The 23,383-nt window shown below is 57.7% G+C and carries 23 protein-coding genes and 1 pseudogene; 13 read left to right on the plus strand and 11 right to left on the minus strand.

Features of this window, described 5'->3' with window-relative positions:
* Positions 1–123: 123 nt before the first annotated feature.
* Together HGP12_RS17590 and HGP12_RS17595 are read right to left on the minus strand one after the other, a co-directional pair.
* A complete protein-coding gene (locus HGP12_RS17590; protein ID WP_168879495.1) occupies positions 124–777 on the minus strand; it encodes an ImmA/IrrE family metallo-endopeptidase in 654 nt (217 codons plus the stop codon).
* 170 nt (positions 778–947) lie between these two features.
* Positions 948–1,292 carry a helix-turn-helix domain-containing protein gene (locus HGP12_RS17595; RefSeq protein ID WP_168879496.1) on the minus strand — a complete coding sequence of 115 codons (345 nt, stop codon included), beginning with the start codon at positions 1,290–1,292 and terminating at the stop codon, positions 948–950.
* A gap of 229 nt (positions 1,293–1,521) precedes the next feature.
* Between HGP12_RS17595 and HGP12_RS17600 the strand changes: the two genes are divergently transcribed.
* Genes HGP12_RS17600 through HGP12_RS17610 form a run of 3 tightly spaced genes read left to right on the plus strand, consistent with a single transcriptional unit; the run spans position 1,522 to position 4,012 of the window.
* Entirely contained in the window at positions 1,522–2,274 is a 753-nt protein-coding gene (locus HGP12_RS17600; protein WP_168879497.1) for a multiubiquitin domain-containing protein, read from the plus strand.
* Positions 2,271–3,683 (plus strand): ThiF family adenylyltransferase, encoded by a 1,413-nt coding sequence (locus HGP12_RS17605; RefSeq protein ID WP_168879498.1) that lies wholly within the window; start codon positions 2,271–2,273, stop codon positions 3,681–3,683. Before HGP12_RS17600 ends, HGP12_RS17605 begins: the two co-directional genes overlap by 4 nt.
* Positions 3,668–4,012 carry a DUF6527 family protein gene (locus HGP12_RS17610; protein WP_168879499.1) on the plus strand — a complete coding sequence of 115 codons (345 nt, stop codon included), beginning with the start codon at positions 3,668–3,670 and terminating at the stop codon, positions 4,010–4,012. Before HGP12_RS17605 ends, HGP12_RS17610 begins: the two co-directional genes overlap by 16 nt.
* Before the next feature lie 6 nt (positions 4,013–4,018).
* Here the strand turns inward: HGP12_RS17610 and HGP12_RS17615 are convergent, their stop codons facing one another.
* Both HGP12_RS17615 and HGP12_RS17620 read right to left on the minus strand, forming a co-directional pair.
* A complete protein-coding gene (locus tag HGP12_RS17615) occupies positions 4,019–6,241 on the minus strand; it encodes a S8 family peptidase (protein WP_168879500.1) in 2,223 nt (740 codons plus the stop codon).
* Positions 6,241–7,365: an ATP-binding protein gene (locus HGP12_RS17620; RefSeq protein WP_168879501.1), complete on the minus strand. Its 1,125-nt coding sequence runs from the start codon at positions 7,363–7,365 to the stop codon at positions 6,241–6,243. Before HGP12_RS17620 ends, HGP12_RS17615 begins: the two co-directional genes overlap by 1 nt.
* Before the next feature lie 160 nt (positions 7,366–7,525).
* Here HGP12_RS17620 and HGP12_RS17625 point away from each other — a divergent pair, with 160 nt between their 5' ends.
* The 3 genes from HGP12_RS17625 to HGP12_RS17635 all read left to right on the plus strand — a co-directional run bounded on the left by HGP12_RS17625 (position 7,526) and on the right by HGP12_RS17635 (position 10,309).
* Positions 7,526–8,017, plus strand: coding sequence for a gamma-glutamylcyclotransferase family protein (locus HGP12_RS17625; protein WP_168879502.1), 492 nt, complete (start codon positions 7,526–7,528; stop codon positions 8,015–8,017).
* A 327-nt stretch (positions 8,018–8,344) separates the two neighbouring features.
* Positions 8,345–9,136 (plus strand): hypothetical protein, encoded by a 792-nt coding sequence (locus tag HGP12_RS17630; protein ID WP_168879503.1) that lies wholly within the window; start codon positions 8,345–8,347, stop codon positions 9,134–9,136.
* A gap of 114 nt (positions 9,137–9,250) precedes the next feature.
* Positions 9,251–10,309, plus strand: a complete 1,059-nt coding sequence (locus HGP12_RS17635) for an RES family NAD+ phosphorylase (protein WP_168879504.1) — start codon at positions 9,251–9,253, stop codon at positions 10,307–10,309.
* A gap of 77 nt (positions 10,310–10,386) precedes the next feature.
* On the opposite strand, the gene HGP12_RS17640 is transcribed toward HGP12_RS17635, so the two are convergent.
* A complete protein-coding gene (locus HGP12_RS17640) occupies positions 10,387–11,490 on the minus strand; it encodes an RHE_PE00001 family protein (protein ID WP_168879505.1) in 1,104 nt (367 codons plus the stop codon).
* Between the two features lie 529 nt (positions 11,491–12,019).
* Between HGP12_RS17640 and HGP12_RS17645 the strand changes: the two genes are divergently transcribed.
* The gene (locus HGP12_RS17645) at positions 12,020–12,631 is read left to right on the plus strand and encodes a phosphotransferase-like protein (RefSeq protein WP_168879506.1); all 612 of its coding nucleotides are present in this window, start codon (positions 12,020–12,022) and stop codon (positions 12,629–12,631) included.
* Positions 12,632–13,937: 1,306 nt separating this feature from the next.
* Entirely contained in the window at positions 13,938–14,408 is a 471-nt protein-coding gene (locus tag HGP12_RS34825; protein WP_409527226.1) for a transposase, read from the plus strand.
* Between the two features lie 129 nt (positions 14,409–14,537).
* On the opposite strand, the gene HGP12_RS17655 is transcribed toward HGP12_RS34825, so the two are convergent.
* A complete protein-coding gene (locus HGP12_RS17655) occupies positions 14,538–15,794 on the minus strand; it encodes an MFS transporter (protein WP_168879508.1) in 1,257 nt (418 codons plus the stop codon).
* Positions 15,795–16,165: 371 nt separating this feature from the next.
* Here HGP12_RS17655 and HGP12_RS17660 point away from each other — a divergent pair, with 371 nt between their 5' ends.
* The 4 genes from HGP12_RS17660 (at position 16,166) to HGP12_RS17675 (ending at position 18,657) form a co-directional block, all read left to right on the plus strand.
* Positions 16,166–16,423 carry a type II toxin-antitoxin system VapB family antitoxin gene (locus HGP12_RS17660; protein ID WP_168840115.1) on the plus strand — a complete coding sequence of 86 codons (258 nt, stop codon included), beginning with the start codon at positions 16,166–16,168 and terminating at the stop codon, positions 16,421–16,423.
* Positions 16,420–16,824: a type II toxin-antitoxin system VapC family toxin gene (locus tag HGP12_RS17665; RefSeq protein WP_168879509.1), complete on the plus strand. Its 405-nt coding sequence runs from the start codon at positions 16,420–16,422 to the stop codon at positions 16,822–16,824. The genes HGP12_RS17660 and HGP12_RS17665 overlap by 4 nt, the downstream gene beginning before the upstream one ends.
* Complete coding sequence (locus HGP12_RS17670; RefSeq protein WP_168879510.1) at positions 16,821–17,996, plus strand: site-specific integrase; 1,176 nt, start codon at positions 16,821–16,823, stop codon at positions 17,994–17,996. Before HGP12_RS17665 ends, HGP12_RS17670 begins: the two co-directional genes overlap by 4 nt.
* A 451-nt stretch (positions 17,997–18,447) precedes the next feature.
* Complete coding sequence (locus HGP12_RS17675) at positions 18,448–18,657, plus strand: hypothetical protein (protein WP_168879511.1); 210 nt, start codon at positions 18,448–18,450, stop codon at positions 18,655–18,657.
* Positions 18,658–18,700: 43 nt separating this feature from the next.
* On the opposite strand, the pseudogene HGP12_RS34505 reads toward HGP12_RS17675, so the two are convergent.
* The 5 genes and pseudogenes from HGP12_RS34505 to HGP12_RS17700 all read right to left on the minus strand — a co-directional run.
* Positions 18,701–18,907 (minus strand): annotated as a pseudogene (locus HGP12_RS34505) (LLM class flavin-dependent oxidoreductase); the annotation flags it as partial.
* A 226-nt stretch (positions 18,908–19,133) separates the two neighbouring features.
* Entirely contained in the window at positions 19,134–19,505 is a 372-nt protein-coding gene (locus tag HGP12_RS17685) for a PsiF family protein (protein ID WP_168879512.1), read from the minus strand.
* 111 nt (positions 19,506–19,616) lie between these two features.
* Positions 19,617–19,838, minus strand: coding sequence for a hypothetical protein (locus HGP12_RS17690; protein ID WP_168879513.1), 222 nt, complete (start codon positions 19,836–19,838; stop codon positions 19,617–19,619).
* Positions 19,839–20,030: 192 nt separating this feature from the next.
* On the minus strand, positions 20,031–21,158 hold the full coding sequence (locus HGP12_RS17695; protein ID WP_168838865.1) for an S-(hydroxymethyl)glutathione dehydrogenase/class III alcohol dehydrogenase: 1,128 nt from the start codon (positions 21,156–21,158) through the stop codon (positions 20,031–20,033).
* Between the two features lie 50 nt (positions 21,159–21,208).
* Positions 21,209–22,042 carry a sugar phosphate isomerase/epimerase family protein gene (locus HGP12_RS17700; protein ID WP_168879514.1) on the minus strand — a complete coding sequence of 278 codons (834 nt, stop codon included), beginning with the start codon at positions 22,040–22,042 and terminating at the stop codon, positions 21,209–21,211.
* A gap of 230 nt (positions 22,043–22,272) precedes the next feature.
* Here HGP12_RS17700 and HGP12_RS17705 point away from each other — a divergent pair, with 230 nt between their 5' ends.
* On the plus strand, positions 22,273–23,202 hold the full coding sequence (locus HGP12_RS17705) for a sugar ABC transporter substrate-binding protein (RefSeq protein WP_168879515.1): 930 nt from the start codon (positions 22,273–22,275) through the stop codon (positions 23,200–23,202).
* Positions 23,203–23,383 lie beyond the last annotated feature (181 nt).

The following is a 23,383-nucleotide window of genomic DNA, read 5'->3' on the forward strand; positions in this document are numbered from 1 at the left end:
ATCGGCGACCTGTTACCGTTCAACTTCTCCGGCACCTCCGCGGCCTAATAGAGCTGCATACCGCTCCCGATACGAGGGCGATTTAGCCGTGACGAAGCCGCCAATGCGCATGGAAAATAGCGCTTACAATTCGACGACATCACCGTTCTTGTCTTCAAGTCGCAGGGTTCCAGGCCGGGACATGCGTCGACCAGCAAGTGGTACGAACTCCGCAAGCGGGCTCAATCGGTCAACATGTTCGGGCAGTTTCAACTCACCAAACCGCTTCTGGAAAAGCGGCGAGAGTTCTACGCGACGGAGCCCGGAACGCATCCCGAGAACAGGGCATATTTCTACGGGGTTGAGGACAATCACAGCGCACGGGCGCTCATTCCGCCGGACATATTCCCTCATAGAGGCATAAGCGGACGCACCAAACTTTTTGCTCAATGCGAGCGGGACTTTTATGCCGAATGCACTGTCGGCCGCCATTTCAGCGAAGCGCCCGTCTTGAAACAGGACGACCGAAGCGAAGATGTTCGCCTCGCGCTCAAACTGGTCGGAGACATCCGGCGACAGCGACCTATCGCAATCCTGAATCCAGCGAAAAAGCTTAGATTGATGTGGGATGTGCTTGTGACCCGCCTCGTGAAGCTTGAGGAAATTCTGCTTGGATTCGGCAACAGTGTCATCGACATGGATCAGATCTTCCTGAACGTCGAAGATGCCCCTCACCTTCTCGATTGCAGATTTAATGAGGCTTGCCGCCCGCTCTCCGAATTCGCGAGCGTGCCGCATGAGCGAACGCGCTCATCGGCGCGACACGAAGCTTTGCGGCATCTAGCAGGTCAGGGACCGGCGTGGGTAGCCGGTCCCATGCGCTTGCCTTGTTCAACAGATCCGTCGCCGCGCGGTGAATTGCTACATACTCACTCGCCGTGAGCGAACTGTCGTCAGGCTTCAAAGGGTCAATCCTTCTTCGAACGCAAATAACCAAGGTATCTAAGCAGTTCCGATTCCTCGGCTTGCGTTAGGTGTAATTCAGCAAAAGTCGCCGCCCTCCCGTGGCGCTCAACATCGGTACGCGTCGTCGTTATATAACCTGCTAACTCCATCAGCTTATCGTAGTCCACGCCATAAAGGTTCGCGAGGGCATAAAGGATGTTTGGGGACGGCTTCTGAATTTTTCCGTTCTCAATCTGACTTAGATAAGCATTTGAGACTTCTTTATTTGTCGCCTCTTCGACAGCGCGAAGAGTAAGCTTTCTATCTGTGCGGATTGACCCGAGATATTCTCCAAGGGTGACTTTCACGACTCTCCTCTTTCGATGACAGCGCCTCGAGCGCCGGCGCTGCCGGTGGATTTCTCGGCGCAAGGCATTTTATCTCCGTCGCTTGATAAGTCAAGCATGCGTGCTAGATGCTATTTTTATCAAGCATGCTATTTCTATGCTTGACAAACTTAGCGCGCTTGAACGATGATGCATTCACTGGCCGACCGCGGTGGGATGGTCAGTCCAACCACAAACCCACGAGGGTAAAATGCACATCATCGGAAATGAAAACCCGGCCTCCCGCATCGAGGATCTTCTCGAAGGCATCCTTGATGAGATCATCGAATTGGAGGTCTACGCCAAGGAGGGCAAGCGCCCGCCCCTCGCAAAGGGCTACCGCTTCAAGATCAACGACAAGTCGTTCGTCTGGGACAAGCCGTGTATCACAGGCCGCGAAGTTCTCGTTCTTGCCGGACTGACCCCGCCGGAGAACTATACGCTTCGCGTCAAGCTCGCCGGCCACAAGCCGCAGAAGGTGGAGCTTGACGAGAAGGTGGACCTCCGGCATCCAGGCACAGAAAAGTTCCGCGCTATCCGCAAGGAACAGACCGACGGCGAAGTTCAGGGGCGGCGCGATGCGCCGCTCCTGGACGCCGACATGGCCTTCCTGGAGGTCTATGGTCATCGCTTCGATATCGTCAAGGACGGCTCGACGTGGGCCATCCTTCATGACTTCCAGGTGCCCTCCTGCTTCGACCACAAGAGCGTGTCGCTCGCGATCCGCATCGAACAGGGTTACCCCATGACCCCGCTCGACATGCTCTACGTCTATCCCAAGCTGTCTCGCATCGACGGGCGCGAGATTCCGCAGACGCAGGTCGAACAGCCGATCGAAGGCAAGATCTTCCAGCGTTGGTCGCGTCATCGCTCCGGTGCGAACCTGTGGGTGCCCGGCGTCGACTCCCTGGAAACCCACGTCTTCCTCATCGAGGAGATTTTCGAGCAGGAGGCTTCCCGATGAACGTTACCCTCAGCATGACGGTCGACCAGCATGAAATGCTGGGTCATCATCTCTTCCCCGGCGACGGCCTTGAGGCCGCCGCCCTCCTGCTCTGCGGCGGAAGCGGTCATGGAGACCGTTACCGCCTTTCCGTTCGCGACGTCGTCTTGCTCGATCATCACAAGTGCAAAAGGCTCGACGACCGCATCTCCTGGCCGACCGACCTGATTATTCCTCATCTCGATCATGCGGAAGAACTCGGCCTGAGTGTGGTGAAGGTTCATTGCCACCCCGGCAACTTCCCGCAGTTTTCCGAAATTGACGATGTCGGTGACCGCGAGCTGTTGCCGGTGGTCCGCTCCTGGGTAGGCACCGACATTCCTCACGGCAGCATCGTCATGCAACCCTGTGGACGGCTGTTCGGCCGCTATCTTTGGCAAGGCGACGAGATGCGGTCGATGGATATGATCAGCGTTGCAGGGCCTGACATTCGGCTCTTCCCCTCAAGCGCCCACAATCGCAACTCTCCGTTCGCCCGATCTCAGGATCAGGCCTTCGGGGATGGAACGACGGCAACGCTCGCTAGACTGCGCGCCGGCATTGTCGGTATTTCGGGAACCGGCAGCCCGTTGCTTGAACAGCTCATCCGCCTCGGCTTCGGCGAAATCGTTATCATCGACCCCGACACGGTCGAGGAGCGCAATCTGAACAGAATCTTGAATAGCAGCATCGCCGATGCTCGCGCGGGCCGTCTCAAGGTCGATGTAGCCGAGGCCGCAGCGATCGCAACGGAGCTTCCGACGAAGATCATCAAGGTCCCGTCGACGTTGATGTCGCCGGCGGCGATCCATGCCCTATCGGTCTGCGATGTTATTTTCGGTTGCGTCGATACGCATACCGGGCGCTTCGCGATGAACCTGGTCTCGACATACCATATCATTCCGTATTTCGACGTCGGCGTCATGCTCGATGCTGCCGGTGATGGAGATGAGGCGGGGAGAATTCGCGACATCCTGGGCACAATCCACTACATCGTCCCCGGACGGTCGAGTTTGATTTCCCGAGACGTGATCTCGCTTCGCACCGTTGCGCAGGAAGGTCTGGCCGATTCCGATCCCGAAGCGGAAGCACAGCAGGTTCGCGACAAATATTTCCGCGGCTTGAGCGTCAGCCGGCCTGCGGTGATCAGCATCAACATGTTCGCAGCAGCCTTGGCGGTGAATGATTTTCTGGCACGGATACACCCATATCGCCAGATGCCGAACAGTGATGTAGGCTCGATAGAGTTCAGCTTGGGTCGGTTGCGTCTGACTGCAGACGAAGAGCTGGAAGATTGCGCACTCCTGCGCCCTTGGCTCGGCCACGGCAGGATTTCGCCGCTTCTTGGCTTGCCGGAACTTTCGGAGGCGCGTTCATGCCGTGGTTCCTAGATGCCGCTCAATACCTGGCGGGGACATTCCGCGTACTGCTACGCCGCCCGTACCGCGGCGTAGTCCGCGAAGGTAGCATGCCGCGGTTTGTCGCCCCGAAGACCCTCTACATTTTGAACGAAGACGGCGACCCGTGGCAGGCGACGATGATGTGCCCATGCGGATGCGGCGCTGTCCTCGAGATGAACTTGGTGCCTGACGAGAAAGCCGTCTGGCGCGCGAAGGTGGAAAAGGATGGAACAGGCACGCTCCACCCTTCGGTCTGGCGGCAGGTTGGTTGCCGCTCCCATTTTTTCATTCGTAACGGAAAGATCCGCTGGTGCGATTGATGCGGACTACCTGCGGATCGGAATTTCGACAACCGGACGCAGCGGTTCGAGCTGCGTCTGATACCGGCGAACAATCTGATCGTAGAGATCCGCGACGCGCTTTGCCTTAACGCTCACAACTAGGGCGTAGCGTAACTCGTCTTCTGGTTCGAAATCTCGGCTTTCGAGGCGGGCATTATAGTGGATGTCGAAGGCCGGATTACGCAGACTTTTTCCAAGAAAACCGACAGAGGCGTGGAGCGTGTTCTCCCATTTCCAGGCGTCCCGGCGCAGATCCCCCTCCGTCAAGCCCTTCTGGGCTTTGCCGAAGAAGCTCTGCGTATCCGCATGCATTTTCTTGTCTTCTTTTCGCTTTGTATCTTTTGGACGGAAGGCAATTTCCAAGCCAGCCCGTGTGTAGTTACCCGGATGATGGGGGTCAGTCAGGGTCTTATAGCAGATCGTCGCCGTTATCTGGACCTTGCCCTCTATTTCAGCGACCGGAACCGGGATCGGTGCCCTCACGTAGCTGCGTGCTGAGATAGTACCCTGATAGATGACGCGGACGGTGTCATCGTCGCACAACAGGATGTCGTCCATCGTTCGGGCGACCCGACCCCGACCGACTTCTTCAGCAGAAATCGATGTTTCCTCCGCCGTATGAACGAGCAATGCTCTTACTGCAAGCATGTCGACATTGGCGCCAAGATGGGCCTTCACGCCAGCGGCTATCCTCAACAGGCTCGGTGCGGCAAAGGAAGTTCCTCCGGTCACCTCGAGCTGTGGTCTTCCGTCCAAGCTTGCAACCAGGAACGGTCGCTGCAGCGAGCCGCCGAAATCGACAAGATCAGGCTTGATGAGACCTGGGCTTCGGCCAGGACCGACAGAACTATATGGCGCCCGTGCCCAAGTAGCGTCGGGGCTATCGGCGGCGCCAACGGCCATCGCGTTTACACAGTCGGAAGGCACCTGTATCCTGTTGAACCCCAGTGCCGCATCCCGCTCTCCGTCATTTCCGACGGCGATCGTTGCCAGGGTATCGTTCCTCGCAAAGCGGTCGTCCAGCACCGCGGTCCACGCGTGAACATCGTCATCTTCAATAGGAAGATTCGGCCCGAGACTGATGTTGACTAGATCGAACTGCCGAGCAAGCAGCGTCTGGTCGATCCGATAAAGCACCTCGTAAAGCCCATCCGGATCCTGACTGGGGTCGGTGTCGAGAACACGATAATGCTCAACCGGCGCGTAAGGTCTTGGAAGCGGTTTGGTCGGGTCGATATGGCCGAACAGAAACGCCGATGTGACATGCACACCGTGACGGCGAAGATCCTCATGCGAGCTGCCGACGCCAGTCGTATCGATTGGCGTGGTCCAGGCTGTTACCGGATGATTGTCTGGCACACCACCATCAAAGATGGCGACCCTGATTGCCGGATCCATTGGCGCTTCCGATGGATATTGAATCTGAGGCGAAGGGGTCGCGGCCGCCCGAATAGTTGGTCGGAGCACGCGAAGGGTCGGCATCTGCCGAAGTGCGCGGACCGCGGTAAATGTCACAATGTCCTCGGCGCGTTCACTTGGCGCGGTCAACTCGACAAAGCAAAGCCCGCCAGCATAAAAGCGGTTGTCCATTGGGGCATCGATCCCAAGCTCCGAAAGATACGCTCGGAACGCGCGAACGATTTTCTGTTCGCCAAGAAGTTCATCAGTGTGCAGCACCGCTTCAAACGTCACACTCCCCTTTTCCGGCAGATGGCCTTTCAGCTTGTCGTCTGCGTCAGGAGCACCAATTTCCTCGATAGAGATAATCCCGTTCGTTGCGGTGGACGCGTTATTCCATTGAGGCATAGCTGAGCTCCAGCTGCGCAGCGATGCCCTTGGCCCCATCACAAAGATTTCGGTGGTCAGGGTTTCTTCTGCCGGCCGTCCAAGCGATCGCTTCTGCGGCGTGATCGATCTCGTACGGCTCCCGACGGCCTCAACGCCGACTTGCTGGAAGAGCTCCTTCGGATAGAACGACTTTGCGATGTATTCCGGGTTGAGAACTACCGACAGAACTGCCTTGTCATCGGGGCATGCCGCTGCTGGCAAACTGTCGACCAGAGACACCGCACGGCTCAGCATCGGTGCCAAGCGCGAACGAGACTCGAAAAACGTGTAGGGATGCTGTTTGGGGGAACCACCTCTGACGCCTGTGACAGAAGATACAAGGCGCTCGCCTTTTCCCAGGAGAAAATTCTGCGTCGCCATCAACCACCCTTTCGTTTGCGCGGGCTTGCTTCAGCCCGCGAATGACTGCGCACGGTGTCCCGGGCGACGCCGGTTAACTTCTGCACGCTCCGCTGGGAAAGCCCACCATCAACCAACATCGTCGCAAGATTGATGCGCTCCGACTTTGACAGCTGATCGGGCGAAATGAGAGCTTGTAAATGGGTCTCCAGCGGATCACCGGAAATCGCAGCTGCCCGACGCGCACGTTCTACAGATTGCCTGATGTCACTGAATGATTGACCGTGAAGTGCAATCGAAAGGACATTCGCCCAGTGATCGGCGTTTTCATCATGGGGCTGAAGCAAGCCATTGACGAGCTCCTGAATTGCCGGTCGTTCTGGCATCGGAAACTCAACTTTCATCTCGAAGCGTCGCCAAATAGCTGGGTCGAGCAGGTCTGGATGATTGGTGGCTGCTAGCAACAGCCCAGTCGCCGGCCAATCATCGATCTGTTGCAAAAGTACAGTCACAAGCCGCTTGAGTTCGCCAACCTCGTCGCGGTCGTCCCGACGCTTCGCAATTGCATCGAGCTCATCTAACAGGAGAACGCAGTCCGCCTGCTTGGCATAGTCCAGTACTTGGCGAAGATTTGCGCCGGTACGGCCGAGATAGCTGCTCATAACCGCGGCAAGATCGAGGATCATCAAAGGCTTGCCGAGCCGTTTTGCCAACCATCTTGCGGCAAGAGTCTTGCCGACCCCGGGCGGGCCGACGAAAAGTGCGGTTCTGGTCGGATCAAGCCCTGCGGCGTCGAGTGCTTCAAGCCGACCCCGTTCCGCAATCAGCTGGTCAAGCGCCGCGGAAACCTCCGTGGCAAGCACTGGAGGATGATCGAGCTCGATCGTCTCCTCAATCTTTAGAAGATGAAGGCGCGAATCTGAATCAACCGGCATTGGGACTTCCGCCATCCGGCGCAACGGGGTTTCTTTCGAGGGCGATTCTCGCAGTAGAGCGGTCAGCGAATTGGATAGCTCGGGCTTATCCGCCCGTGTCTTGCGCGCAATGCGTTGCACCAACATCTGGATATCCTGAGCTCGACCGGCGAGAGCCAGGCGCGCAAGGCTGATGATGTCGGAATCGAGATCCGCTTTTGCCGTCGTCATGTGTTGAAATCCTCGTATGCTGGCAACCAGTCTTACCTAAAGTGGACGAGAATTCAATAGCGAATGGTAAATTTCTTCCACTTGGATTGCAAGAACCTGAAAAATATGGATTATATGATGGCCTATAGGATTGGTCTGGACATTTAAAGATGGAGGCAACATGCTCTACTTCGCCTATGGGTCCAACATGGATCCGGATCAGATGATGGAGCGTTGCCCTGACGCGAAGCTCGTTGGCCTTGGTTATCTGCCGGATCACATCCTGTGTTTTCCGCGTCGATCGAAAAACCGCGGTTGCGGCGTGTCGTCGGTCACTCCGCAGACTGGCCATGATACCTGGGGAGTGGTTTGGGAGCTAAACGACAAAGATTTTGCCTCGCTCGACATCAACGAGGGCTATCGTCGCGACAGGGAGTCGTCCGCAAACGCCTACAATCGACTAACCGTCAAGATCAATTTGAACGGGGAGTGGATAGATGCCGATACCTACCTCGCGTCGCCCCAGGAAGGCTTGCATCTCCCGAGTCTCGCCTACCTGGACCACTTGCGGAACGGCGCGAGCCACCACGATATCCCGGAGGTATATCGGACTTACCTCGCCGGACTGCCCGACGATTCCTTAAATTCAAATAGTTCCACGCCTCGACTTTGATCTAACGCCCGGAACCCCTGAAATGGCGTTCAAGCTAAAATCACAGATTATGCCCTGGTCGCTTTCCGTGATGGGGGATGTAGGGTAGGAATTTTTGAAACAATCCTCTCAAAAGATCAATGCAGCACGTAAAAATCACTCGAACTCAGCACCCGGTCGGTCATGGCGGTTTCCACTCGGGATTGATCTCGATAGTCGAGGGAAGGCCTGATGGCATCCGCACGACGAGCGACCGTCCAATCGCCAGTTTTTCCTACGTCTACGATTGTGGCTCGGAGCGAAGCGACGCCTTCAACAGCGAACTGTCCCTCTATCGTGCGGCATCCCTTGACCGATGAACAGCTCATCCCTGCTGACCCGACATCTCGTGATTTCGAAATCGGCTACTTTATTGCAGCGTCCGGTTCCTATCTACAGCTTGAGTGGCAAGCCGCTCGAGGCGACCGTTGGCGCAAGGGGGACTGGATTCTTCTCCCCTATGTTCATCCGGTTGTTGATCCAACCCGCAAGCGGTTTTTGACGGATGTCAAGAAGGCGATCGGCTTACGCGGAAGCGACAAGGTCAAGCTCGCGGAACGGCTGCTCCAAAAACTGCGGTCTGTCGAAAGCGCCAAGAAGCTTATCGACATCTATAGCCGGCATTTTGCAGGAGGTCACAATTCGATTTCCATGTCCCTTTATTCGGGGCCATTGTCCAGGCGCTCGGAAGAAGGCAGGGATCCTACCAATTTGCCCGGCGGATGGCATTCTTCTCTCGAAGAGCCAGCTTATGGTCGGTTCTTTTGGCGGCAGGGCGGCAGTGGCTGGTTAAGCACGGGCGACGCCGCACTGCGCCAGGATAAATGGCGACGACCTTGGCAGGAATTCTTTGGTTACTTCGGGGAGCGCATTGCTGTCATGACCTTGCCGCATCACGGCTCAGCAAACAATTTTCACTCCGATATTGTAGACTTCAGCGGTTTGCAGTTCGCGCTTGCAACCACCGTCGAAGCCCGAAACCGAGTTGCCCGCCTCAGAGAGACGCTCGGCGAGGTGGAAAGCAAAGGCATCCGCACCCGCGTCATCGATGACGAAAGATTGGCTCGCTTTACCGTCACCTGCGAGCGGAGCATGTCTTGAATGTTCTGTGTGAAGCCAAACTGAGCGCTTGGCTGATGCGTCGCAGTCAGCTTCGGCCCGATAGCATAAATCGCGCCGCTAAACCCTTTGCCGCTTTAAACCGGAATCAATGATATGGATAGTTTCTCGTCTGACGAAATATCTGCAGAGCCCTCGGAAGAAATATATGTGCCCGACAATGTGGTTGGGCCGTTCATGCCGGTTACGCAGCACGACATCAATTTTTTCAATGATCTTATCGCGCAAGAAGTGGACTCGGCCTACACGTCGAGTATCTGCTGCTGCGATGCCTGCTACGACGACTTTCAACGCTACTGGCCGGGCGTGGCGTACCGGGAAATGGAATTCCAGACGCAGTCGATGAGCCTGTTCTGGTTCATCGAGTATTCGCGGATTGTTGACTGCTACACTCCGACCGAACTCTCTACGCTCCGGCATTTTGTCGAATGTTCGCGCTGTCACGAAAACATTGCGGGCAATATGTGGCTGTACGAGCATCGGTTCAGTGACGCCGAAGAGTTGGAAGAAGCCATTGAGGAACTGACGGTGCTTGGAAGGCGGACGCCTTTTCTGATCCTCGAACATGAGCTTGCAAGGCAGCTTCTGGAGGCGATCCGCCAGCATGCCTCGACAGTCTCGCCCGCGCCACTTCCTCAGCTTCTCTATAGGGCGAGAGCAGCCGCTAGTATGATAGAACTCGGCCAGTTGCCGAGTGAAATCCAATCCTACGGTGCGGCGCCGCCTGAATATGTGGCCGAAGGGCGCTTCAATCATGCCGGCTCGCCAATGATTTATCTAGCAAATACGGCGAACACGGCTCTGAGGGAAATTGGCGAGCCTGACAAAGATTTCAACGTCGCCGCACTGGCGATCGATCAGCCGTTGAAAGTTTTCGACCTCGTCGACATCGAGGAGGAAATTTCATCCTACGAGCTTTTCGGAGCTGTCGCCAACTCCGCTTTGCTCGCGGCGCCCCGTACAGGCAAGGGTTGGCTGAGGCAGCAATATGTCTTTTCGCGCTTCGTAGCCGACTGCGCAAAGTCAGCCGGCTTCGACGCTATTCGATATGGGTCGACAAAGGATCCTTCGGGCTGGAACTACGTGTTGCTGGAACCCAGCGAAAGCGTCGCCCGGCTCGTAAGCTGGGAGGGTCTACGCTCGAACTTCAGATAGGCCTCAGCCTTTTGCAGTTCTAAGATTGTACATCGAGAAGAAGTTGGCTGCATCGATCAACAAGTTCATAGCCGCAACTACATCACACCCCACGCCCGAAACCTCCCCCTCCCCGTCATCTCGCGCAGGCCGAGTTCCAAAACGATCCGCCGCGCCGCCTGCGGCGTCACCTCGAGTGTCTTCGCCACCATCCCGGCCGACACGAGCGGTTTCGCCATCACCAGCTCGACCAGTTCCGGCAGTTTTAAAGACGTCCGGCGTCCGTCCAGCTTTCGGTCCATCATCGTCTTCGCCAGCGTCAGCCGGTCATGCTCCTTGAGGCCGATCTCGGCGGCCGCCAGAAGCCCATGGGCGATGGCGAGCAGCCGGGTTTCGCGATCGCGATGCCGGCGCCGATCGACGGGAATGGTTTTCAGGCCGAGATTGATTGCCGCGAGGTGCGCGCCTGACGTGATGCCGGCCTGGCGCAGGATCGACGCCGCCAGCAGCCGACCGAGCCAAGGGGCGTGCTGAAGGACGGACTGCTCGTTCCAGGCATCGAGGGCGACGATCGCCTGCAGCACCGCCGGCAGGTTTTCGGCCTGGCGCAGCACGCCGCGCCATTCGTCGAGCCGGGCATCCTCGTCCCAGTCGAGGTCATAGACGAATGGATCTCGTTCGCGAGTATCCGCACGCCCCGGCCGCTTCGCCTGTTCGATCGCCGCTTCCGAACGGGCCAACACCGCATCGATGGCGGCATAGTCGACGCCGGGAAGCCCTTCGGCTTCGTCGATGTCTCTCCCCTCACCTTCTGCATTAGCCGTTACTGCGGACCGAACGACCCCGGCCGGCTCCGAAGCCTCAGCGCCGACCGAATTGATGTCCGACGTCTGTCGCAAAGTTCGAATACCCTCTGCGGACAAGGCCCAGTCCGGTGACTGGCCAGAAATGCGCCGGCGGGTGCGCAAGACGTCGCGGGCGATTGTCAGCTCGTGGGTGGGCGTGCGGATATCGCGGGTGGCGTCGTGGAGGACGAGGTCCTCGAGATGGACAAGCTCACCGTCGATCCACAGCGACGCGCACGCGTCGGCAAAGTGGGATCGTTCGATCCATCCGTGGCCGACCGGCGAACGGGCGATGCGCTCGTCGAGACGCGTCAGCGCGACACCGGCGTCGAACGCCGGCCGCATCAGGGCTGTCATGGTAAGTGGAGCAGATTTTCTGGCAATGCAGAACCGCCTGCCATGCACAAGCAGCTTCCAATTGCGATGGACAGTGAGATCTGCTTATTTAAGATCAGAATTTACAAGTGGCTGGACAACAAAAGGCTGCGTTTGAGATGGCCCCTTATCTGCTATTATTTTTCATCTTCGTCACATGCGGCCTCGTCAATATGACACGCCCTCGAAACTCCATTCGACCAGTAAGTGATCGAGACATCGAAAACGCTTACAAAGAAGCCTTCAAAATTGAATCCAAGGAGACGGCAGAGCGCCGAAAGCTCATAAGCCTGCTTCTGGTGATTGCATTGCTAGTCGACATGCTCCTCATCGTGTGGCTAGTTCACTTCGCCTAATAAAGTAGGCTTGCTAAACGCGAAAGGTCCGCGGATGCGTGGGGTAGCTTCGTCTCCCGAATTATGTGGAAAATTCTGGAAAGCGCGGCGGCCATTGCTGCATCGGGAAAATCCCCTATTGTTTCTCTGCGGATCATGGAGAGGCTAGCCCCATTATGCGTGTTTTCGTTTTGCTGATGGGTTTTCCTGGCGTCGGAAAGCTGACAATTGCCAATGAGTTGAGCGCCCTCATTTCCGCAAAAGTCATCGATAACCATTGGTTCAATAACCCCATATTCCGCCTCCTAGACGACGACGGGACCACGCCGCTTCCAAAAGGGATATCGGAATACACCGGGAGGATCCGACAAGTCGTCCTGGACGCAATTGTTGCTTACAGCCCTCCGTCAACAAACTTCATCTTCACCCAAGCTCTTACCGAAAATGACGAGCGTAGTGTTCGCACGTTTCAACAGATCGTCGATGCCTCACAGCAATGCGAGGCTCTAATGGTGCCCGTCAGATTGCTTTGCGACGAGGAAGAACTGGTGCGGCGCGTCTCCACGCCCACACGTCGGGATCGGCTAAAATCTATCGACACACGAGCATCCAGAGAGAGAAGCAGCAAAGCTCGTGTCCTCAAGCCTTCGCATCCATTTATCCTGGATTTGGACGTCACGTCCAAAACCGTGGAAGCTAGCGCAATAGCAATCCGGCAGCATATAGTTCGGGTGACCGTCGGCGACTCCGGTTCGCCCCCGACGGCAGATGCGGCCCTCTTGCAATAGGTCCGATATGCCCTCGTGGGATTATTTTCCATCGAGCAGCTCCAGAGAAACGTGCACAAAGGTATTCTCCAGGGGCGAATTGTTGTTCCGGGGATTCCGCCACAAGGGCAAATCATGATTCAGTCTGGGGATGGCAAAGAGACGGCTCCCCGCACCTGAACATGCCGACACGCTGTCGCTGAAGGCGTTGCGTAGTCTGGTGACTGGCCTTTTGGAGCGGGCTGAACAGGCCGAGGCTCGCCTCGAAAAGCTTGAAGCCGAGAACGCGGAGCTGTGGCTGGAAAATACCCAGCTGAAGGTTGAGAACCAGCAACTGCGCGACGAGATCGCCCGGCTGAAAAACCTGCCGCCAAGGCCGCCGTTTCGCCCGTCCGGCATGGATAAGGCGACCGACATCAAATCTGGCGACAAACAGGTGGGCAAGAAGAAGCCGCGCGGCCCGAAGCTCGATATGAAACGGGTCAGCCGGGAAGAGGTTTTACGTGCAGACGTTCCAGCCGGCTCGCGGTTCAAAGGCTATAAAAGCTGTTTCGTGCGGGAACTGGTGCTGTCGGCCGAGCTTGTTCATTACCGACGCGAATGCTGGGTGACTCCGGACGGCAAGACGGTGCTGGCACCGCTGCCCGCGGGGATCATGGGCGGCTATGGAGCGAACCTCAGGCGGTTTTGCCTGATGCTGCACGCGCAAGGACAAGTGACGACTGGGCGGCTGACCACGCTGTTGAACGATATCGGCGTCGAGATCTCCAAGCGTCAGGTGGTGCGTCTTTTGACGAAGGAGCTGGATGGGTTTGTCGCCGAGGATTCGGCGGTCTTACATGCCGGCCTTGTCTCGGCCCCTTATGTTACGGTCGACGACACCGGCGCCCGTCACGCGCACGGTAACTTTTATACGACACAGATCGGCGGCGAGCATTTTACCGTCTTCCGCACGACGAAATCGAAATCACGGCTGAACTTCCTGTCGCTCCTGCGCGGCAACTATCAGGACTATGTCCTCAACGACGCGGCGTTCGCCTATCTGGAAGACCGCCGTGTTGACCCGGCGCTTGCTGCCGAACTGCGCGGCGTCGCGCAGCGGCACTTTTGTAACCAGGTGCCGTATATGGAATATTTGGCGCGCAGGGGTGTCGACATTTTTGACCGTCAGGGGATCGGTGTCTTGGCCGAAGCAGGCCTCTGGGGGTGTATCCGCCATCATGGGCTCGTGGGCGACGTGGTCATCGTCTCCGACGATGCCGGTCAATTCCGGGTCGGCAATCATGCTCTGTGCTGGGTCCACGGGGAACGGCTGTTACAGAAGCTGATGCCGGCAAAACCAAAGGAGGCGCGCGCTGTCAGCTTCATTCGCGACCTTGTATGGCGCTTTTACCAGGCGCTGAAGGCCTGGAAACAAAAGCCGTCACCGCAGGCCATCCCGGCTTTCCGACGACGGTTTGACCGGATCTTTACCATGCGCACCGGCTATAACGCGCTCGACGCATTACTGGTGCGTCTTCACCGGCGCAAAGACGAATTGCTGAAGGTGCTCGAGCGGCCGGAAATCCCGCTTCATACCAATGCCTCGGAGAATGATCTGCGAACCTTCGTCACCAAGCGCAAAATCTCCGGCGGCACGATGTCTCGTGACGGCCGGATTGCCCGCGACACCTTGCTCGGCCTGATGAAGACCTGCAAGAAGCTCGGGCTCTCCTTCTGGCACTACCTCGGCGACCGGCTCGGGATCCCAGGCCAAGTCATCTCGCCGCTTGCAAGCATTCTTGTGGCAAAGGCCTGAGAGCTGCGATCTGGCAACGGGCGTTGTAAAATATCCGACGCGGTCACCTCGGGATGCCTCTGCATGCAGATCATCGATATCATGGATTTGCAGCTCCCCACTCCAAGTTCCACGCTGGCTCTCGCCGTGTTATTCATCAGCGACCAAGTCATTCGTCTTGTCCACACGCCGCCTGACGACGAGCAATAAAAGTGCCAAGCAGGCGGTGGCATAGCCACTAACCAGATAAGGTGCGGCTATTCCAGCAACTTCCGCTATTCCGGCCCCTAGCGGAGGCGCAGCCATCATCGCCGCGGCGCTGAGCCCTTCACCTACTGCGGTAACTCGCCCCAAGAGTTCCAGTGGGGTCTCCCTCTGCAATACCACTCGATAAGGCACGAAAAAGCCGGCGCTGGCCAAACCCGTGGCAAAGAGGAGTACACAAAAGACGGTGGCCGACACCATGACATCGCCGCGCCCGACGTGCCCCATGAATGCAATTAGCAGCCCTCCGACAAGCCCCGATACGATCATCAACTGAAAAGGATCGCGTTGCCCAAAAAATTGTCCGAGAAGCAACGCACCAACCACTCCACCAGCGCCTGCGCATGCCACGGATGCTCCCAGCAGGGCGCTGGAAAATCCGATTTCTTTTACCAACAGTGCAATGAGTCCATCATATAGAAATATCAGAAAATAACCGAACGCCATCGCGACAATGGCGGTAGCGAGGACCGGCCTACGGCGAATATGCACGAGGCCATCGATAAACTCTTGGCTAAACCTTCCCCGATCCTCCGTCGCGCGATCCGGCCGCAGGCCGCTAGGCAAACCAAGGAGGATCAACGCTGCTATCAGTGACAAGCCAGCGTTCAGCAAGAAAATCTGTTGCAGCTCGAGGAATACGGTCAAGATCCCGCCCAACGCTGGGCCGACAATCTTGGTTAGTTGGTTGATTACGTGGCTGAGACTATTCGCCGACAATAATCGATCTGGAGGAGCAAGAAGCGGAATTGCAGCTTGCTTCGCGGGTGTGAACAGAGCGTCAGCGCTGGATTTAATGATAACGCATATAAGGAGCGCCACCAGATTTGGCGCCAGAACAAACGCCGCCGTTGAAATCGCGCGTATAACGTTGCTAGCAATCAGCAGTGTTCGCTGATCAGCTCTATCCACCAGAACGCCAACGGCAGGGGCCAGAACGACATACGGCAACGCGAGTGCCAATGTTAGGCTCGCAACGCCTATGGGTCCAAGGTGCCATTGGAATGCCACAAGCGCGCTCAACGCCACAAAGTCCAACCAATCGGCGAGATCAGACGGAATCTGGGCGAGGAGCAGTCGACGCAGTTTCGGCATAGTGAGCGGAGCGAGGCTATCAGGAAATTGCTTCAACGCGATCACCATCTTTATTGATGTTCACCATAAGGCCCCCTCGCCACGTGCTCCGGGCATCTCCTTACCCGCCGCGGCCAATCATGGTAGAAGATAGGGCACGGCACAACTGCTCAAGGTCAAGGCACTGCCACCGGATTTGCCCCATTTACCCTCATCATTGGGTAGCTTTTCCTTTGTTAACCATATGAATTAACGCTGCTGTTTCCTGATAATGAATCGAAATCGGCGTTTGCTTCCGTTCGTCATACGGAATTTTTCTATGTCTATAACTATCGATAGTATTCAAGTATCGATAGTGAGCCATCTGACCATCGAACCTTGCTATCTTCGCCACAAACACCTATCTTAGCGTCATGTCATCCGTGCCAGGAGCGCTCAAAATGTCCGAACCGCAGCTTTCCATCCGCAGCAGCAAGGCACGCGATCTTGCGCACGCACTGGCTAGACGCACGGGCCAACCGATTAACAAGCTCGTCGAGATCGCGCTCGAGCACTACGATCAAGAACTACGGCAAAAGCCGGCACAGACGCCAGCCGATACGCTTTGGGAGTTAATGGCGGAGGGCCGACGGTCCGTGCCATCCGGCACCACCTCCGCCCACGATGATCTCTACGACGAAAACGGTTTGCCGAAATGATCGCCGTCGATACGTCGGTGATTGTGGCCACGTCACTGGGAGAGCCAGAAGCTGAACGATTTCATGCGCTCGTCACCCGTAGGGAAGTCGTCATTGGCTGGCCGACCTTGCTTGAGGCACGAATGGTGCTCAGCGGCAAGAGCTTTCCCAACGCTGCAACCATCATTTCACAGCTCGTGGCGTTGCCAAATGTGACCGCGGTGGCCTTTGGCGAGCGGCATTATTATGCTGCCGAGAAGGCCTTCGACCTGTTTGGTAAAGGTCGCCATCCAGCCGGCCTTAATATGGGCGACTGCTATTCGTACGCCGTTGCCGCGATTGCCAAGGCGCCCTTGCTATTCAAGGGGAATGATTTCGGGCGGACGGACGTGAGATGTCATCCCGCGTCGGTTACCCAATGACAAGCAAGGCTATCGTCGGCGCCTCGCCCGCCGATCCGGTCCAAAGCCGCGCCGAAGAACTGGACGCGCTCGACGCCATCCTGCCATTCGCCCGCCGCGATCAGCTGGCAACGCTGCTGACGGACGACGATATCGCCACCCTCAAACATCTGGCCAAGGAGGGCATGGGCGCCAATACGTTGCGCGCATTTGCCTCCGATCTCGGCTACCTCGAAGCCTGGTCCGAGCTGTCGACCGGCGCTCCCCTGCCCTGGCCGGCGCCAGAAAGCCTGCTCCTGAAATTCGTCGCTCATCATCTCTGGGATCCGGTCGAACGCGCCGAGGATTCTTCTCACGGCATGCCTGATGACGTCGAGATTGGATTGCGCGCCAAAGGCCTGCTGCGTGTCGAGGGCCCGCACGCGCCCGATACTGTCCGCCGGCGGCTGACCTCCTGGTCGATCCTCACCCGCTGGCGCGGATTGACGGGATCTTTTGCTGCTCCGTCTCTAAAGAGTGCATTGCGGCTCGCAGTCCGCGCCGCGGCGCGGCAACGCCGCCGCAAGAGCAAACGAGCGGTCACCGCTGACGTTCTGACAAAGCTGCTGGCCACCTGTAATGGCGAGCGCCTGGTCGATCTCCGCGATCGCGCCCTGCTGCTGACGGCCTTTGCCTCCGGCGGCCGCCGGCGCTCCGAAGTTGCCGACCTGCGGGTCGAGGATCTGATCGACGAGGAACCGGTGCATGCAGATCCGAAAGACCCCGCCTCCCCTCTCCTACCGTGTCTCACCGTCAATCTCGGCCGCACCAAGACAACAACGGCCGAAGACCAGGTACATGTCGTTTTGATTGGTCGACCGGTCGAAGCACTGAAGCGTTGGCTTGTGGAGGCCAAGAGCGAGAGCGGGCCGCTCTTCCGGCGGATCGACCAGTGGGGGAATATCGACAGGCGGGCGCTGACGCCGCAGTCGGTCAATCTGATCCTGAAAAGCCGGTGCAAGCTGGCTGGCTTGGATGCAGAGATGTTTTCGGCGCATGGGCTGCGATCGGGCTATCTGACCGAGGCGGCGAACCACGGAGTCCCGCTGCAGGAGGCCATGCAGCAGTCGCTGCATAAGTCAGTGCCGCAGGCTGCGAGTTACTACAACAATGCCGAGCGGAAAAACGGGCGAGCGGCAAGACTGGTGAGCTAGGAAATCAATCTGGGGCGAGCACATGCGGTATTCGACTGGCCAGCCTATACTGGTAGGCGATTATGTTATGGTCAATGGTATGGCTGGGATAGTTGCGTGTCGAATTGGCACGCCGCCGCTTATTGGCCATAGGTGACCGCTGCGCGGTTGGCGATGGCGGAGCCGTGCGGCGCTTCGTGTGGCATCTGACGGAGACCGAGAATCTCGATGTGACGCTGCCTGCTGACAAGGTATTGGCAAATATCCCCACCGAGCAGCACCAAAAACTGCAGGACGCGGTACGCAATCACGCCCCATATCGAAGAAGGTCCTGGTGCTCCATTCATCACCATCAAATAAGCCACACTCTCGAAAATCGATATCGGGAACCGAGACTAGAGGTAAAGAGTTTGGCCTTTAACCACCAAACTGATTGGCGGTTCATCGAAGCACAAACCATAGGAGAATACCGATGATCAGTGAAGCCGATCGTGATCCGCGTCATCATACGCAAAAGATGCAAACGCGCCTGCAGGAAACCATGGATCATCTGCGGGAAGACCTTCAAAATGTGGACGAGCCGCAGTTGAAGGCCATGTTCGAAACCGCAGCAGAGGTTCTAGGGGGCCTAAAAAAAGCCTTTGGCGACTACGAGAAGAAAAACGAGGCTGCATGGAAGTAGCCCATCCCAATCGGCAGAAGTGCTGGTTCGCATGAGATGCGCTTTTGGCGATATGAAGCGGATGCCGCAGAGGCAGCACGATCGCGCCCGTTGCCCGGGCGATCCTGGATGTCGAGACCGCCAAAGCTTCGAGAAAAACCCATGGACCGGCATGGCCGATCGGATCGGGATAGCTTTCGCTATTGAAGGGAACGTCCTTCACCCATAAGGCGTCGAAACCCAATCTATCCGCTTGAGCGGCAACCCCCAGCTAAGGGGTTCTCTCCTGTGCCGGCAGAACAATGCCGAATGAAAGCCGACCTGGATGGAAAAGCACCTTACGCCCTGACTCTTGTTGCCTCTGGCAGGGAGATAAAGCGACGTGCCGTCGCGAAAAAGGGCCAGCGTCGGGTTTTACGCGGCAGCCTGGCATGGTCGGCCTGTAGAGGCTGACCATGCGTGGAAATGGCATTCCGATCGAAGCTGGTGTCGGCAGCTCAGCTTGCGGCGATGCACTGCTTGACGAAATCGCGCAGAGCCTTCTTTTCCAGACCCTTGGTCGTGCCTTGATCATGGCAGGTCTTACGCTTCTCCAGAACCGGATACTTCTGCTGCAAGCAGCCTTTGACTGCATCCTTGCGTGCCTGGCCCTTGAGGCCCTGCCCTATCGCATCTTGCCGGCAGGCCTGCCGCGCCGTCTTGATTTCATCCTTCGACGGCATGGTCGAGGATGGTGCCGCAGTGGCGGGAGTCGTCGTAGAAACAGGCGTAGCGCTCGTCGCTGGTGTCGTCGTCTGCGCGAAGACCACTGTTGCGGATGACAGGACAAAGAAAGCGGCGACGGCCGCATTTAGCAGCTTGCGGGTCATGGGCATATCCTTTTGGCTGAAGGCCATTCATGTTCAAGCCGCCGGCCCACATTGCGAGGGCGGCGTCCTTCTTGAACGATCGCTGCCACCTTATCCGTCGCTACAAACCTATTATTTTCTCACCGACCTGGGCCGCACTTCCTCTGCTTGCCAGAAAACAAGACGCGCTGAAGGAGGATCTTTGAAATTGATCGTTTGCATATTCGTGCGGATCAGCCGGCGAAATCGCGAGGCGTTACGTGCGCCCCAAACGCTGAGGAAGAGCTCTCCCGTTGCATCATTCTTAAAAACGACGGCTCCGCCGAATATGGAAGAAAGCCCGGCTTCGCCCATGACGCCTCCGCCACCGAAAAGCGCAATGACGTAATCCCGCGGAGCAACGGTGACGAGCGTCGGGCTCCGCGGAACAAACTGCTCACTTCGAAAAATATAAACTGGGCAAACGAATTCCCTCATGTCGCAAGCATAGGCTGAGCCTACTTTGCTACAAGTCCTTCAGGAAACTTAGCCGATTTCGTTTCTTTGTCAGTACACCACGACGCCCCTGACACTCTTTCCGGAGTGCATGAGCTCAAATCCCTTGTTGATGTCTTCGAGCGGCATGGTGTGGGTGATCATGGGATCGATCTCGATCTTGCCTTCCATGTACCAGTCGACGATCTTCGGCACATCGGTGCGGCCGCGCGCGCCGCCGAAGGCCGTGCCCATCCACGAGCGGCCGGTCACCAGCTGGAACGGCCGCGTCGAGATCTCCTGGCCGGCGCCGGCAACGCCGATCACCACCGACTTGCCCCAGCCGCGATGGCTCGCCTCCAGCGCCTGGCGCATCACCTTGGTGTTGCCGGTGCAGTCGAAGGTATAGTCGGCCCCGCCGATCTGGTCGGCGCCGCGCTTCGTCATGTTGACGAGATAGGGAACGATGTCGTCGCCGACTTCCTTCGGATTGACGAAATGCGTCATGCCGAAGCGCTCGCCCCAGGCCTTCTTGTCATTGTTGAGATCGACGCCGATGATCATGTCGGCGCCGGCCAGCCTCAAGCCCTGGATGACGTTGAGGCCGATGCCGCCGAGACCGAAGACGATCGCCGTTGCCCCCATCTCCACCTTGGCGGTGTTGATGACCGCGCCGATGCCCGTCGTCACGCCGCAGCCGATATAGCAGATCTTGTCGAAGGGGGCGTCGGGATTGACCTTGGCAACGGCAATCTCCGGCAGCACGGTATAATTGGCGAAGGTCGAGCAGCCCATATAGTGATGGATCTTGTCCTTGCCGATCGAGAAGCGCGAGGTGCCGTCCGGCATCAGGCCTTGGCCTTGCGTCGCGCGGATCGCCGTGCACAGGTTGGTCTTGCGCGACAGGCAGGACGGGCATTCGCGGCATTCGGGCGTATAGAGCGGAATGACGTGGTCGCCCTTCCTGACCGAAGTCACCCCCGGTCCGACATCGACGACGATGCCGGCGCCCTCATGGCCGAGGATGGCCGGAAACAAGCCCTCAGGATCGGCACCCGACAGGGTGAAATCATCGGTATGGCAGATGCCGGTCGCCTTGACCTCGATCAGCACTTCGCCGGCCTTCGGCCCCTCAAGCTGAACCGTCATCACTTCTAGCGGCTTGCCGGCGGCAATGGCTACGGCGGCGCGAACGTCCATGAAAATCCCTCCAAAATCAATAGTCTACAGCTTGTATCTCGCGTGATTTGTTAGCGTGATATCCTTGCCCACAAATCAAGTATTTCCTGCCTCATAAGCAGGGATTCCTCCCAACGGTCGGTGGTATCTTCGCCGTCGCGCCCCGTAATGGCATAGGGTTTCGGTCCCAATTCGCAGGTGAAGGCGAGCGTCGCGTCCTTGTCGGCGCGTTTTCGCCAGCTCTTGAAGCCATATTCCCACCAACCGAGGAAAAGATCGACCCATGGCCTATGGTGCGGAAAGGAGATCTCGATTTGGACCTGCTCGCGCGAGGCGACGCGGCCGTGGAAGGCCCAGGAACTGTCCAGAATCCGGTGGATGAGCGCATGGTTCTCTTCGGATACCGGCCAGGCGAATTCACGCCCGACGAGGAAATGGGAGATGTCGCCCAGCAGCCGCAGTTCAGGCAGCCGATCGAGCAGATCGAGCGTGAAGAACAGATCCGTCGTCATCCGGTCCCGATGCGTCTCGATCCAGACGTCGATACCGGCCTCCTCCCCCAGACGCTGCCAGCCTTCCAGCAACGGAATGCAATCCTCCAGCCGCCGCAGCCGCACGTCAGGCTGCAGACAGATGTGATGGACATCGTGTTCGGCGGCGACCTCGAGCACCGGCTTCAGATCGTCGACAGTCTTGGGAAAGCACTGACCTTCCGCCTGCAATCCATGCTGCTTGAGCAGACCCGCGACGCGGGAAACGACGTTACGGTCGTACCAATGGGTGCTGATGCCGTTAAAGCCGGCGGCCGCGATCTTTTCGATATTCTCTTCCAGAGAAAGCTCCGGATGTCGAGCACTGCGACGCTCCATGGACCAGAGCGACTGGAATATGAGCAAGTTTTGCATAGGTCCTCCCGTACCGGTGGCTTGCTCAGATCACGAATCCGAAGCCTTTACCAGTCGCCGCGGTGATGGCTTTTGATCATCAGCGCGTTTCATTGCAAAGCGGATGTATTCGCATGTCGCGGCGGTCGCGGCGTGATGGTTTTTCATCAAAATACTTTCGGACGCCGATTGGCTTCGTCGGTAACTCTTCCCGAGCGGTCGCTTGGGCCGCTGTTTCCTGGGAGGAGAACATGCTGAAGTTTTTGAGTGCAAGCGCGCTTGCGCTGGTACTGTCGTCGCAAGCTTACGCCGCCGATCGGATTGGTGTTTCGATGGGCTACCTGACGACCAATTTCCAGACCTTGGTCGCCAATGGTATGCAGGACTACGCCAAGACCAAAGGCCTCGACCTGCAGGTGGTGGATGCCGCCAACGACGTCAACAAGCAGCTCGATCAGGTGCGCAACTTCGCGGCGGGCGGCGTCTCGGCCATTATCGTCGACCCGGTGGATTCGGACGGCACGCCGGCCATGAGCAAGATTGCACAGGATGCCGGCATTCCGCTCATCTACGTCAATATACAGCCAACGGATCTGTCGACGCTCGGAAAGAAGCAGGCTTTCGTTGGATCGAATGAAACCGAATCCGGCACGCTGCAGACGAAGCAGGTCTGCCGCATGCTCGGCGGCAAGGGCGATGTCGTCGTCATGGTCGGCGACCTCACCAGCCAGGCGGCACGTCAGCGGACACAGGACGTGCATGACGTGCTGAAATCAAGCGAATGCAGCGGCATCAAAGTCGTGCGCGAGCAAGTCGGCAACTGGAGCCGCGTCGATGGCGCCGATCTTGTTTCGAACTGGCTGACCTCCGGACTGTCGTTCCATGCCGTCATCGCCAATAACGACGAGATGGCGCTCGGCGCGATCTCAGCGATCAAGAATGCCGGCGGCTCGACCGACAAGACGATCGTCGCCGGCATCGACGCGACGCCGGACGCACTGCAGGCAATGAAATCGGGAGACCTCAAGGTCACCGTGTTCCAGGACGCCAAGGCTCAGGGCCGCGGCGCCGTGGATACGGCCCTGAAGGCAGCCAAGGGCGAGCAGATCGACAAGGAAGTCTGGATCCCCTTCAAGCTGGTGACGAAGGAGAACATGGTTCAGTTCGAAAGCCTCAACTGAGCAGGGAGGCGTCGGCAACTTAGAGCACCATTGCCGGCGCGGAAATGAGAGGCTGCCGGCCTCCCCTTCCCTGATTGTGGCCCGGCGAACGTCCCGTCGCCGTGAGCAAATTTCATCAAATCAATGCTGTCGTTTCGAACCGGCGTCGCTGACACTGACCACATAGTTCCACTCACAGGGA

The sequence above is a fragment of the Rhizobium sp. P28RR-XV genome, assembly GCF_012641385.1.
Classification (GTDB): domain Bacteria; phylum Pseudomonadota; class Alphaproteobacteria; order Rhizobiales; family Rhizobiaceae; genus Rhizobium.

What these genes read in the sequence shown, in the direction of transcription:
- HGP12_RS34825 (WP_409527226.1), top strand. Translation starts at nt 13,938, where the DNA reads ATGCCGGCAAAACCAAAGGAGGCGCGCGCTGTCAGCTTCATTCGCGAC.
- HGP12_RS17635 (WP_168879504.1), top strand. Translation starts at nt 9,251, where the DNA reads ATGGATAGTTTCTCGTCTGACGAAATATCTGCAGAGCCCTCGGAAGAA.
- HGP12_RS17705 (WP_168879515.1), top strand. Translation starts at nt 22,273, where the DNA reads ATGCTGAAGTTTTTGAGTGCAAGCGCGCTTGCGCTGGTACTGTCGTCG.
- HGP12_RS17620 (WP_168879501.1), bottom strand. Translation starts at nt 7,365, where the DNA reads ATGACGACGGCAAAAGCGGATCTCGATTCCGACATCATCAGCCTTGCG.
- HGP12_RS17695 (WP_168838865.1), bottom strand. Translation starts at nt 21,158, where the DNA reads ATGGACGTTCGCGCCGCCGTAGCCATTGCCGCCGGCAAGCCGCTAGAA.
- HGP12_RS17590 (WP_168879495.1), bottom strand. Translation starts at nt 777, where the DNA reads ATGCGGCACGCTCGCGAATTCGGAGAGCGGGCGGCAAGCCTCATTAAA.
- HGP12_RS17640 (WP_168879505.1), bottom strand. Translation starts at nt 11,490, where the DNA reads ATGACAGCCCTGATGCGGCCGGCGTTCGACGCCGGTGTCGCGCTGACG.
- HGP12_RS17645 (WP_168879506.1), top strand. Translation starts at nt 12,020, where the DNA reads ATGCGTGTTTTCGTTTTGCTGATGGGTTTTCCTGGCGTCGGAAAGCTG.
- HGP12_RS17665 (WP_168879509.1), top strand. Translation starts at nt 16,420, where the DNA reads ATGATCGCCGTCGATACGTCGGTGATTGTGGCCACGTCACTGGGAGAG.
- HGP12_RS17600 (WP_168879497.1), top strand. Translation starts at nt 1,522, where the DNA reads ATGCACATCATCGGAAATGAAAACCCGGCCTCCCGCATCGAGGATCTT.
- HGP12_RS17700 (WP_168879514.1), bottom strand. Translation starts at nt 22,042, where the DNA reads ATGCAAAACTTGCTCATATTCCAGTCGCTCTGGTCCATGGAGCGTCGC.
- HGP12_RS17670 (WP_168879510.1), top strand. Translation starts at nt 16,821, where the DNA reads ATGACAAGCAAGGCTATCGTCGGCGCCTCGCCCGCCGATCCGGTCCAA.
- HGP12_RS17660 (WP_168840115.1), top strand. Translation starts at nt 16,166, where the DNA reads ATGTCCGAACCGCAGCTTTCCATCCGCAGCAGCAAGGCACGCGATCTT.
- HGP12_RS17625 (WP_168879502.1), top strand. Translation starts at nt 7,526, where the DNA reads ATGCTCTACTTCGCCTATGGGTCCAACATGGATCCGGATCAGATGATG.
- HGP12_RS17605 (WP_168879498.1), top strand. Translation starts at nt 2,271, where the DNA reads ATGAACGTTACCCTCAGCATGACGGTCGACCAGCATGAAATGCTGGGT.
- HGP12_RS17690 (WP_168879513.1), bottom strand. Translation starts at nt 19,838, where the DNA reads ATGGGCGAAGCCGGGCTTTCTTCCATATTCGGCGGAGCCGTCGTTTTT.
- HGP12_RS17615 (WP_168879500.1), bottom strand. Translation starts at nt 6,241, where the DNA reads ATGGCGACGCAGAATTTTCTCCTGGGAAAAGGCGAGCGCCTTGTATCT.
- HGP12_RS17675 (WP_168879511.1), top strand. Translation starts at nt 18,448, where the DNA reads ATGATCAGTGAAGCCGATCGTGATCCGCGTCATCATACGCAAAAGATG.
- HGP12_RS17610 (WP_168879499.1), top strand. Translation starts at nt 3,668, where the DNA reads ATGCCGTGGTTCCTAGATGCCGCTCAATACCTGGCGGGGACATTCCGC.
- HGP12_RS17685 (WP_168879512.1), bottom strand. Translation starts at nt 19,505, where the DNA reads ATGACCCGCAAGCTGCTAAATGCGGCCGTCGCCGCTTTCTTTGTCCTG.
- HGP12_RS17655 (WP_168879508.1), bottom strand. Translation starts at nt 15,794, where the DNA reads ATGGTGATCGCGTTGAAGCAATTTCCTGATAGCCTCGCTCCGCTCACT.